Here is an 11,903-nt window from a genome sequence, read left to right on the forward strand (position 1 = left end):
GAGGGTCGAGGCGTGGCTCGGGTCGTGCGGTGCTGCGGTCAGGACTCCGGGGTGGCCTCGGGCTCCGCGGGACCCTGCGCGTCGGGAGCGGCCTCGGGCTCGGCCGCCCCGGTGGCCGCACCCGCGGTCGGCGCCGCCGGCGGGAACGTCACGGGACGCCCGGCCTTCTCGGTCTCCTCCACGATCTCCACGCTCAGACGGGCGATCGCGAGCTCCTCCATGGTCGGCACGACCATGACGAGCGTGCTCGTCCAGTCGGGAGAGATGACGCGCGGCTCCTTGCTGCGGACCGCGTTGCGCTCGGGGTCGACCGCGATGCCGAGGCCCGCGAGGCCCTCGACGACCTGGGCGCGGACGATGTCGTCGTTCTCGCCGACACCGGCCGTGAACGCGATGACGTCGATGCGACCCAGCACGGCCATGTACGCGCCGATGTACTTGCGCAGACGGTGGATGTACACGTCGAGCGCGAGCCTCGCGTCCTCGTCGCCCGCGGCGATGAGCTCGTGCAGCGCACGGAAGTCGTTCTCGCCCGCGAGCCCCTTGATGCCCGAGCGCTTGTTGAACAGGTCGTCGAGCTCGTCGATCGACATGTTCGCGTTGCGGGCCAGGTGGAAGATCACCGCCGGGTCGATGTCCCCGGTACGGGTCCCCATGACGAGGCCCTCGAGCGGGGTCAGCCCCATCGACGTGTCGACCGCGACACCGCCGCGCACGGCCGAGGCCGACGCGCCGTTGCCGAGGTGCAGCACGATGATGTTGAGGTCCTGCAGGCGGCGGCCCAGGACGCGCGCGACCTTGCCCGAGACGTAGTGGTGGCTCGTGCCGTGGAAGCCGTACCGGCGCACGCCGTACTTCTTCGCGGTCTCCTTCTCCAGGGCGTACGTCGAGGCCGCCTCCGGCAGCGACGAGAAGAACGCCGTGTCGAACACCGCGACGTGCGGGACGTCCGGCAGGAGCTCGCGGGCGACCGAGATGCCCGTGACGTTCGCCGGGTTGTGCAGCGGCGCGAGGGGGGCGAGCTCCAGGATCTGCCGCTCGACGTCGTCGTTCACCAGGACCGGGCGGGAGAACGTCGCCCCGCCGTGGACCACCCGGTGACCCACCGCGTACACGTTGGCGTCCGCGAGCCGGGGGCCGACGTCGTCGAACAGCGACAGCGCGATGCGCAGGGCCTCGGCGTGGTCGGCGACCGGCTCCTCACGGGTCGTCGTGTTCCCGGCGAACCGGTGCTTGATGACGCCGTTCGACTCGCCGATGCGCTCGATCGTGCCCGCGGCGATCGCCTCGCCACCGACCGGGTTGACGAGCTGGTACTTGAGCGAGGACGACCCCGAGTTCATCACGAGGACAGAACCGTGCGCGCCGTACGCCGAGTACGGGTTCGAGCGCTCGTGCTCCGGGAGGACGGTCATGCGGGTGCTCCGTTCGTGCCGGGCTCGATGACCGAGCCCGCCTGTGCCTGGATGGCCGTGATGGCCACGGTGTTGACGATGTCCTGGACCAGGGCACCGCGCGAGAGGTCGTTCACGGGCTTGTTGAGGCCCTGGAGGACGGGTCCCACCGCGATGGCGCCCGCCGAGCGCTGCACCGCCTTGTAGGTGTTGTTGCCCGTGTTGAGGTCGGGGAAGATGAAGACCGTCGCCTTGCCGGCCACGTCCGAGCCCGGCATCTTCGACGCCGCCACCGACGCGTCGACCGCGGCGTCGTACTGGATGGGACCCTCGACGAACAGGTCCGGGCGGCGCGTGCGCACGAGCTCGGTCGCGGACCGCACCTTGTCGACGTCCACCCCCGAGCCCGACTCGCCGGTCGAGTACGACAGCATCGCGACGCGCTGGTCGATGCCGAACTGCAGGGCCGTCGCAGCCGACGAGATCGCGATGTCCGCGAGCTGCGTGTCGGTCGGGTCCGGGTTCACGGCGCAGTCGCCGTACACCAGGACGCGGTCCTCGAGGCACATGAGGAACACCGAGGACACCACGGACACCCCGGGGACCGTCTTGATGATCTCGAACGACGGCTTGATGGTGTGCGCCGTCGTGTGGCGGGCACCCGAGACCATGCCGTCGGCCAGGCCCAGGTGGACCATCATCGTGCCGAAGTACGACACGTCCGGGACGATCTCCCGCGCACGCTCGACCGTCATGCCCTTGTGGGCCCGCAGCCGGGTGTACTCCTCCGCGAAGCGCTCGACGAGCTCCGGGTCGTGCGGGTCGATCACGGTCGCGGCCTCGATGTCGAGGCCGAGCTCGGTCGCCCGGGTCCGGATCGACTGCTCGTCGCCCAGGATCGTCAGGTCCGCGACCTGGCGGCCCAGCAGGGTCGAGGCCGCGCGTAGGATGCGGTCGTCGTCGCCCTCGGGCAGCACGATGTTCTTGCGGTCCGCGCGGGCCCGCGACAGCAGCTCGTACTCGAACATGAGCGGCGTCACGACCTCCGGACGGGGCACGTCGAGCCCCGCGAGGAGGGCGGCACCGTCGACGTTCTGCTCGAACAGCGCGAGCGCCGTGTCGACCTTGCGCTGCGACTCCTTGGACACCCGACCGCGAGCACGCGATGCGGCGCTCGCCGACCGGAAGGTCCCGAGGTCCGTGCGGATGATCGGCAGGCTCGGGTCGAGGGCCTCGACGAGGCGCCCGGTCGAGTCGGGCGGGTAGAACCCGCCGTTGAGGATGATGCCCGCGAGCGACGGGAAGTTGCGCGCCTGGTGCGCGGCCAGGAGGCCGATGAGGATGTCGCTGCGGTCGCCGGGCGTGATGACCACGGCCCCGTCGACCAGCTTGTCGAGCAGGTGCTCGAGCGACATGGCACCGACGAGCACGTCGAGGACCTCGCGCCCCAGCAGCTCGGGGTCGCCCAGGGCGAGCTCGCCGCCCACGGCCTCCATGAGGGCCGCCACGGTCGGCGCGTTGAGGAACGGGTCCTCGGGGATGGCCCACCCCGGCAGCGAGCCGGACGCGTGGCCCCCGTGACCGTCCGGGGTGATCTCGGTGAGCTGGGCGCGCACGGCCTCGATGCTCTCCGGCCGGCAACGGTTCGCGACGACCGCGATCGGCTGGGCGTGGTTCGAGCGGAGCTCGTTGACGGCGACCTCGGTGAGGTTGGCGATTGCCTCGGGGCTGCGGTCCCGTCCCGAGACGACCAGGAGCACCGGGGCGCCCAGGTTGGCCGCGACGCGGGCGTTGAACGCGAGCTCGGTCGGGCCCGCGACGTCGGTGTAGTCCGTCCCGACGATCACCACGAAGTCGCACTGCTTGGCGACCTCGTGGTACCGGGCGACGATCTGGGCGAGCGCCGCCTCCGGGTCGGCGTGGACGTCGTCGTACGTGACCCCCATCGCCTCCTCGTAGGTGAGGTCGACGCCGTCGTGCGCGAGGAGCAGCTCGAGCACGTAGTCGCGGTCCGCAGCGGGGGTCGTGGCCGCGGAGCCGTCCCCGTCAGCGGGGGCGGTGGCCCTCGCGACGGAGCTCGGGGACGTCCTGGTCACGGGGCGGAAGACCCCGACCCGCTGGACCCGACGGGTCAGCAGGTCGAGGACGCCCAGCGCGATCGTGGACTTCCCCGTCTCGCCCTCGGGTGAGGCGAGGTAGATGGATCGGGCGGTGCTGGTCACTCGTTGTCGCCTCCGGTAGCGGCGGCCGCGTCGTACGACGGGCCGCTTCCTTCAGTTGCGGTGTCGCCCGCGTCGGGCCACACCCAGTCACGGACCGAGGGGATGTCCTCGCCGTGCTCTCTCGTGTACTGCCGCGCCTCGAGGCGGGCGTCCACCATCTTCTGGCGCAGGCCGGCCGCCTTCGAACCCAGCGCAGGGACGCGGTCGATGACGTCGATCACCAGGTGGAACCGGTCGAGGTCGTTGAGCATGACCATGTCGAACGGCGTGGTGGTGGTGCCCTCCTCCTTGTACCCGCGCACGTGGATGTTCTCGTGCCCGTTGCGGCGGTAGGTCAGGCGGTGGATGAGCCACGGGTAGCCGTGGTAGGCGAAGACCACGGGCCGGTCCGTGGTGAAGAGCGTGTCGAAGTCGCGGTCGGAGAGCCCGTGCGGGTGCTCCTTCTCGTCCTGCAGGCGCATGAGGTCCACGACGTTGACCACGCGGACCTTGAGCTCGGGCAGGTGCCGGCGCAGCAGGTCGGCCGCGGCCAGGGTCTCGAGCGTCGGCACGTCGCCCGCGCAGGCGAGCACGACGTCGGGGTCCTCGCCGGGCACCTCGGTGCCAGCCCACTCCCAGATGCCGAGGCCCCGCGCGCAGTGGGCGATCGCCTGGTCCATCGTGAGGAAGTTCGGCGCCGGCTGCTTGCCCGCGACCACGACGTTGACGTACTGGCGAGAGCGGAGGACGTGGTCGTACGTCGAGAGCAGCGTGTTGGCGTCCGGCGGCAGGTAGACGCGGACGATCTCCGCCTTCTTGTTCACGACGTGGTCGATGAAGCCCGGGTCCTGGTGGCTGAACCCGTTGTGGTCCTGACGCCACACGTGGCTCGAGAGCAGGTAGTTGAGGCTCGCGATGGGTCGGCGCCACGGGATGTCGTTGGTGACCTTGAGCCACTTGGCGTGCTGGTTGAACATCGAGTCGATGATGTGGATGAACGCCTCGTAGCACGAGAACAGGCCGTGGCGCCCCGTCAGCAGGTAGCCCTCGAGCCACCCCTGGCACTGGTGCTCGGACAGCATCTCCATGACGCGCCCTGCGCGCGCGAGGTGCTCGTCGACGTCGGGCCCGAAGAAGTCCGCGTTCCACTGCTTGTCCGTGACCTCGTAGACCGCCTGGAGGCGGTTCGACGCGGTCTCGTCGGGACCGAAGATCCGGAAGTTGTCCGGATTGAGCCGCACCACGTCCGTGAGCCACTGGCCCAGCACGCGGGTCGCCTCCGACATCCCGCCGCCCGGGGCGCTGACCTCGACCGCGTAGTCGCGGAAGTCCGGCAGGCGCAGGTCCTTCAGGAGCAGCCCCCCGTTGGTGTGCGGGTTGTCGCTCATGCGCAGCGTGCCGCGCGGGGCGAGCTGCGCGATGTCCGCGTCGAGACGTCCCTCGTCGTCGAACAGCTCGTGGACCCGGTAGGAGTCGAGCCAGTCCTTCAGGTCCTGCAGGTGCTCGGGGGTGTCGCGCGCGCTCGCGAGCGGCACCTGGTGCGACCGCCAGGAGTCCTCGGTCTTCTTGCCGTCGATCTCCTTGGGTCCGGTCCACCCCTTGGGGGTGCGGAACACGATCATGGGCCAGAACGGGCGCTCGTCGTTGCCCGCGGCCGCGTCGGCCTTGATCTGCGCGATGTGGTTGAGCACCTCGTCGAGCAGGACCGCGAACCGGCGGTGGACCTCGGCGTGGTCCTCGCCGTCGAACCCGCCCGTGAAGAAGTAGGGGGTGTGGCCGTAGCCGATCATCAGGTCGCGCAGCTCGTCGTCGCTGATGCGGCCCAGGATCGTGGGGTTCGCGATCTTGTAGCCGTTGAGGTGCAGGATCGGCAGCACGACGCCGTCGTTGACGGGGTTGACGAACTTGTTCGAGTGCCAGCTCGTGGCCAGGGGACCGGTCTCGGCCTCGCCGTCGCCCACGACCGCGGCGACCAGCAGGTCCGGGTTGTCGAACGCCGCGCCGTACGCGTGCGAGAGCGCGTAGCCGAGCTCGCCGCCCTCGTGGATCGAGCCGGGGGTCTCGGGGGCGACGTGCGAGGGGATGCCGCCGGGGAAGGAGAACTGGCGGAACAGGCGCCGCATGCCCTCGGTGTCCTGCGTGACGTCCGAGTAGACCTCCGAGTAGGTGCCCTCGAGGTACGTGTTCGCGACGAGCCCGGGACCGCCGTGGCCGGGACCGGTGATGTAGATGGTCGACTGCTCGCGCTCGACGATCGCCCGGTTGAGGTGCGCGTAGAGGAAGTTCAGCCCCGGCGTCGTCCCCCAGTGGCCGAGCAGGCGCGGCTTGACGTCGTCCCGCGTCAGCGGCTCCCGCAGCAGCGGGTTCGCGAGCAGGTAGATCTGGCCCACCGACAGGTAGTTGGCGGCCCGCCACCAGCCGTCGACGCGGGCGAGCGTCTCGTCCGAGAGGGGCGCGACCTCAGCGGATCGCCACGGGGTTCCTTCTGTCGGACGCGAGGTGGTCGTAGTCATCGCACGCTCCAGCTGTACCGGGGGATGGTGGTCCCTTCATACAACCCCATTCGGTGGGGCGACGCATGGTTTCGACGGGCGCGCGCGGTGTGAGGTGCGCCCGTCGGGGCAGAAAAGGTCAAAGGTCCCGTGGGGGCCGGTCAGGAGGTCCCGGACGCGGGAATCCGGAGCCGGACGAGTGGCCTGGGTCACGTCGGGGGCCGGGGATTCTCTCCGGCTGCGTGCGCCCGGCTACCGTGGAGACGTGAGCGACCAGGCCCCCTCCCGCGCCGGCTTCTGGGCTGTCGCGCGCAGCCCCCGCATGATCGGCTTCCTGCTGCTCTTCCTCCTGGCGGCCGGGGTGTGCGGCCGCCTCGGCGTGTGGCAGCTCGACCGGGCCTACGAGCGCGCCGAGCTCGCCGAGCAGCACGAGATCACGGAGGCCGAAGCCGCGGGGCCCGAGGGGCTCGGCGTGCTGCTCCCCCCGCAGTCGACCTTCCCGGGCGAGCTCGTCGGGCGCCAGGCCTGGGTCGAGGGCGAGTACGAGCCCGAGGGCCAGCTCCTGGTCGCGGGACGCGCGCTCGACGGGCGTACGGGCTACCTGGTCCTGACGCCGCTGCGGGTGTCCGACGACGGCACGGGCGGCGAGTCCTGGGCGGACCTGTCCGGCGCGCCCGTGGTGCCGGTCGTCCGTGGCTGGGTCCCGACGGCGGACGCCGGTGCGGCCCTCGCCGTACCCACCGGCGAGGTGCGGCTCACCGCCTACCTCCAGGCCTCGGAGGCCGCCGGGCCCGGTGGGCTGCCCGAGGGGCAGACGGACTCGATCTCCTCGGCCGCGCTCGCGAACGCGTGGGGCAACCCGATCTACGGCGGCTACCTGGTGCTCATGGAGTCCGACCCGGCGCAGCCCGCCACGGCCGACGGTGGCCCGGAGCTTCTGCCCCGGCCGACCATCGAGGGGGGGAACGGGGTCAACGTCCAGAACGCGTTCTACGCGCTCCAGTGGTGGATCTTCGGGGCCTTCGCGGTCGCGCTGTGGGTGCGACTCGTGCGTGACGAGGCCGCCGGCGGGCGCAGGCGGAGCGACGGTCTGGGTGGTGGCATCGCGGGGCTGCCGGACCTGCCGCCCGACCTGCCGCCCGGCCTGCCGCACGCAGGAGCGGCAGTGCCGACGGTCGCGCAGGAGTCCGGCGCCGCGGAGGCCGCGGCTCCGGCTGCCGAGCCCACGGCTCCGGCCGAGCCCGAGGGCACCGTCCCGAGCCGCTAGTCCGCCGCCGGCGTCAGGTCGAGCAGCATCTCGATCGTCCCCGCGTCCTCGACCGTCACGAACCCGAGGTTCGGCGCGGCGACGCCGAAGTCGGAGAACGTCACGGGGATCGACCCGCTGACCTCGGCCCCGTCGCCGGTCGTGCGTGCGTCGAGGGTCGCGACGACCTCGCGCGGGACGCCCTTGATCGTGAGGGTCCCGGCCGCCTCGACGGTCGCGGTGCCGCCCGCGAGGCCCGAGAGGTCGATCGGTGCGGAGAGGACGAACGTCGCGGTCGGGTGCTCGGACGTGTCGAGGATCCGCAGGAACTGCCGGTCGCGTCCGGAGTCGTCGGTCTCGACGGTCGTCATGTCGACCTCGATGCTCGCCGCCGTGAGCACGCCCTCCTCGACCGTGACCTCGCCCCGCACGTCTCCCGTGCGACCGACGACCGTCACGTCCTGGCCCGAGAGCACCTCGTCGACGCGGTAGCCCGCCTGGGAGGCGGTGTCCACCGCGTAGGTCCCGTCCTGGACCGCCCCGGTCGTGGTGCCCTGCGCGCCGGACGGGCTGCCGTCGGCCTCGTCGGCCGCCGTCGCCGCAGGGGACGGTGCGAGCGACAGCGGCGCCGCTTCCGTGCCGGCCTGCGAGCGCGCGTAGAACCAGGTGCCGCCGAGCAGCAGGAGCGCGCACAGCATCGCGATCCCGACGGTCAGCGCGATCGTCTTCTTCATGGCCTCTCGCATCCTCGTTGAAGGTTCAACCAATCGTGAGGGCTCTTCCTGAGGAATGCCTGGAAGCAGGGGGTCGTGTCTGCTGTGCAGGCGGCGCTGCACCGAGAGCCTCGTCGCAGGTTCACCCGCGCAGGAGACACCTGCGCCGCGACCCGGGACGGCGAGAGCGTACCGGCAGGTCAGGGCGACGCGGGACGGTGTTCAGGAGGGACGGACGTCCGTCCCCCCTGACCACGACCCGGCATCCGACCCGAGGAGGGCGCCCTACTCCTGCTGCCAGGAGTGCCAGAGGCGCGCGTAGTCGCCGCCCGCCGCGACGAGCTCGTCGTGCGGCCCGATCTCCGTGATCCGGCCGCCGTCGACGACCGCGACCCGGTCGGCGTCGTGCGCGGTGTGCAGACGGTGCGCGATCGCCACGACCGTCCGTCCCTCCAGCACCGCGTTGAGCGAGCGCTCGAGGTGCCGGGCCGCGCGCGGGTCCAGCAGGGACGTCGCCTCGTCGAGGATCAGGGTGTGCGGGTCGAGCAGCACGAGCCGTGCGAGCGCGACCTGCTGCGCCTGCGCGGGGGTGAGCACGTGCCCGCCCGAGCCGACCTCGGTCGCGAGCCCGTCGGGCAGGGCCTCGACCCAGTCCTGGGCGTCGACCGCGGCGAGGGCCGCGCGCAGCGCGTCGTCGTCCGCGTGCTCGTCGGCCAGGCGCAGGTTGTCCGCGAGGGAACCCACGAACACGTGGTGCTCCTGCGTGACGAGCGCGACGTGGCGGCGCAGGTCGTCGAGCGGGAGGTCGACCAGGTCGACGCCCCCCACGGTGACCGAGCCGCCCGTGGGCGGGTGGATGCCCGCGAGCATGCGGCCGAGCGTCGACTTGCCCGCGCCGGACGGACCGACGACGGCGAGCCGCTCGCCGACCGCGAGGTCGAGGTCGATCCCGTGCAGCACGTTGTGCCCCTCGCGGTACGCGTACTCGACGTCGCGCGCCACGACGTGCTCGTCCGCAGGAACCCGGTCCCCGGCCTCGCGGTCGCTGTCGACGAGCTTGACGCCCACGATGCGGGCGAGCGACGTCGCGGCGACCTGGATCTCGTCGAGCCAGAAGATCAGCTCCCAGACGGGGCCCGCGAGCTGGAACGCGTACATCGCGATGGTCGTCACCGCGCCGATCGTCGCGTGCCCGGTCGAGAGCATGTAGCCGCCCCACACGATGACCGCGACGGGCGCGAGGACGAACGTGAAGTCGACCGCGGGGAACAGGACCGTCCGCAGGTTCAGGGTGTACTTCTCCGCCGCGAAGGCCTCGCGCAGGTCGGCCTCGACGCGGGCCCGGCGGCGGGCGCCGAGCCGGAGCGCGTCGACCGTGCGGGCGCCCTCGACCGACTCGGTGATGGTGCCGTTGAGGGTCGCGTAGGCGGCCGACTCGCGCTGGTAGCCCGGCGTGGCGCGCCGCAGGTACCAGCGCGAGACGACGATCATGAGCGGGACGCCGACGAACAGGGACACCGCCACGAGCGGCGAGGTCAGCATGCTCGCGACGACCGTGAGCAGGATCGTGACGACCGCGACGATGAGCCGCGGGACGCCGAACCGCACGGCGTGCTGGATGCGGTTGACGTCGTTCGTGGTGCGCGCGACGAGGTCCCCCGTGCCGGCTCGCTCGACCGTCGAGAGGGGCAGGGTCGTGACCGTCTCGAGGAAGTCCTCGCGCAGCTCGGCGAAGACCGTCTCGCCGAAGATCATCGAGTACTTCTGGGCGTACCGGATCAGGACGGCCTGGACGAGCACCGCGCCCACGCCGATCGCGATGACCTGGTTGACGTAGGCCGTCGTGGTGCCCTGGGCGACCGCGTCGACGATCCGGCCCAGGATCCACGGACCGGCGAGGCCCGCGACCGCCGCGACGGTGTGCAGGACCGCGAGCCCGATCAGCGGCCTGCGGTGCTCACGGACGAGGTGGGCGGTGTGCCGGCGGACCTGGGAGGCGTCCGCGATGGGGAGCTTCATGACACGCCCTTCGAGGCGTCGGCGAGCTCGTCGGAGCCCGGGGTCGGGTGGTCGTCCTCAGGGTCGGCTGCGGCGGGCGCCTCGTCCATCGAGCGCCCGACGGCGGCGCGGTAGCGCGCTGCCTCCTCGCCCTGGTGCGCGTCGAGCGGGCGGTGCAGGAGCTCGCGGTGCGTCCCGTGGGTCACGACGCGCCCGTCCTCGACGAACAGGACGTCGTCGACGTGGTCGAGCACGAGCGGGCTCGCGGTGACGACGAGCGTGGTGCGCCCCCGCCGGACCTCGGCCAGCCGCTCGGCGATCCGGGCCTCGGTGTGGGCGTCGACCGCGCTCGTGGGCTCGACGAGCACCAGGATCTCGGGGTCGGTGAGGATCGCGCGGGCCAGGGCCACGCGCTGGCGCTGCCCGCCGGACAGCGAGCGGCCCTTCTCGGGGAGGTCTCCCGCGAGGCCGTCGGGGACCGAGTCCAGGACGTCGTGCGCGTCCGCGACCATGATCGCCCGCAGGAGCTCGGCCTCGAGGTTGCCGCCGCGCACGTCGATCTCCTCGCCGAGCACGCCCGAGAACAGGTGGGGCGTGGCCTCGGCGACGACGATGCGCTCACGCACCGCGTCCTTGTCGAGGTCCGCGAGCCGGACACCGCCCAGGTGCACGGGCGTGCCCGCCTCCGCGACGTCGTCGAACCGGCCCATGCGGGTGGCGATGCGCGCCGACTCGTCGGGGTCCACGCTCACGAGCGCGACCACGCGCCCGGGGTGGAGCTCGACGCCGCTCGCGTCGTCGACCAGGACCGACCCGGCGGGAGGCGCGGACGCCGTCCCGGGGGTCGCCCCCGTCGCGGGGACGACCGAGAGGACCTTGACGAGCTTCTTGGCCGCCACGTGGGCGCGCGTCGTGATCTGGAGCGTCTGGGTCGCGATCTGCAGCGGCCACGACAGGAACGCCGCGTACCCGTAGAACGCGACGAGCTGGCCCGGGCTGATGTCGCCGGCCACGGCCGCGTGCGCGCCCAGGTAGAGCACCAGGGCGACGAACAGGCCCGGCAGCAGGACCTGGAGCCCGTCGAGGTAGGACTGCGTGGTGGCGACGCGCACGCCCGTCTCGCGGACGGTCTGCGACTGGGCGCGGTAGCGGTCCGTGAAGACCTTCTCGCCGCCGATGCCGCGCAGGATCCGCAGCCCCGACACGGTGTCCGCGCCGAGCGTCGTGAGCCGCCCCGACGCCTCGCGCTGCGCGGCCTGGCGCTGCTGGAGCGGCTTGACCAGGAACGCGAGGATGCCCGCGACGACGGGCAGCCCGAGGGCCACGACGAGCCCGAGCCGGAGCGAGGTGCTCAGCATGATCCCGGCGACGACCGCGTACGCCACGAGCGAGCCCGCGAACCGGGCAGCGATCGCGTAGACCTCACCCACGCGCAGGGCGTCCGAGGCGACCGCGGAGACGACCTCCCCCGTGGGGAGCTCCTCCGTGATGGTGTGCCCCGAGCGGGCCACGGTGTCGCCCACGAGCTGCGAGGTGGTGAAGGCCGAGCGCAGCCAGTTCTCGATGTCGTAGCGGTGCCCGAGCGCGGCCGAGCCCACCTGGACCAGCCCGATGCCCAGCATGACCGCGGCCCAGCCCAGCAGGACGGGACCGAAGCCCGCGTCGAGCCCCTCGTCGAGCGCACGGCCGAGCACGTAGGGCATGACCGCCTGGCACAGGAAGCCGATCATGCCGAGGAGGACGGCGACCAGGAGGATGCCCCACTGGCGGCGCGCGAGCCACCAGAGGAAGGCACCGGGGCCGGTGAGCGGAGGAGTGCCCGGGTCGGGGAGGGGGAGGGGACGCACGGTCACTAACAT

General features: G+C 72.1%; 7 protein-coding genes. 1 reads left to right on the forward strand and 6 read right to left on the reverse strand.

What is annotated here, in order from left to right:
• Positions 1-38: 38 nt before the first annotated feature.
• Genes H9623_RS03725 through H9623_RS03735 form a run of 3 tightly spaced genes read right to left on the reverse strand, consistent with a single transcriptional unit; the run spans position 39 to position 6,108 of the window.
• Positions 39-1,415: an acetate/propionate family kinase gene (locus tag H9623_RS03725; RefSeq protein ID WP_193718718.1), complete on the reverse strand. Its 1,377-nt coding sequence runs from the start codon at positions 1,413-1,415 to the stop codon at positions 39-41.
• Positions 1,412-3,616 (reverse strand): phosphate acetyltransferase, encoded by a 2,205-nt coding sequence (gene pta / locus H9623_RS03730; protein ID WP_193718719.1) that lies wholly within the window; start codon positions 3,614-3,616, stop codon positions 1,412-1,414. Before pta ends, H9623_RS03725 begins: the two co-directional genes overlap by 4 nt.
• Positions 3,613-6,108, reverse strand: coding sequence for a phosphoketolase family protein (locus H9623_RS03735; protein WP_193718720.1), 2,496 nt, complete (start codon positions 6,106-6,108; stop codon positions 3,613-3,615). The genes pta and H9623_RS03735 overlap by 4 nt, the downstream gene beginning before the upstream one ends.
• A gap of 244 nt (positions 6,109-6,352) precedes the next feature.
• Here H9623_RS03735 and H9623_RS03740 point away from each other — a divergent pair, with 244 nt between their 5' ends.
• Positions 6,353-7,354, forward strand: coding sequence for an SURF1 family protein (locus H9623_RS03740; RefSeq protein ID WP_321575264.1), 1,002 nt, complete (start codon positions 6,353-6,355; stop codon positions 7,352-7,354).
• Here H9623_RS03740 and H9623_RS03745 read toward each other — a convergent pair.
• The 3 genes from H9623_RS03745 to H9623_RS03755 all read right to left on the reverse strand — a co-directional run bounded on the left by H9623_RS03745 (position 7,351) and on the right by H9623_RS03755 (position 11,903).
• On the reverse strand, positions 7,351-8,067 hold the full coding sequence (locus H9623_RS03745; RefSeq protein WP_193718721.1) for a YceI family protein: 717 nt from the start codon (positions 8,065-8,067) through the stop codon (positions 7,351-7,353). The two genes, H9623_RS03740 and H9623_RS03745, sit on opposite strands and share 4 nt — an antisense overlap.
• 264 nt (positions 8,068-8,331) lie before the next feature.
• Positions 8,332-10,065, reverse strand: a complete 1,734-nt coding sequence (locus H9623_RS03750) for an ABC transporter ATP-binding protein (RefSeq protein WP_193718722.1) — start codon at positions 10,063-10,065, stop codon at positions 8,332-8,334.
• Positions 10,062-11,903, reverse strand: a complete 1,842-nt coding sequence (locus H9623_RS03755; RefSeq protein ID WP_193718723.1) for an ABC transporter ATP-binding protein — start codon at positions 11,901-11,903, stop codon at positions 10,062-10,064. The genes H9623_RS03750 and H9623_RS03755 overlap by 4 nt, the downstream gene beginning before the upstream one ends.

Source organism: Oerskovia douganii (assembly GCF_015142735.1).
Classification (GTDB): Bacteria; Actinomycetota; Actinomycetes; order Actinomycetales; family Cellulomonadaceae; genus Oerskovia; species Oerskovia douganii.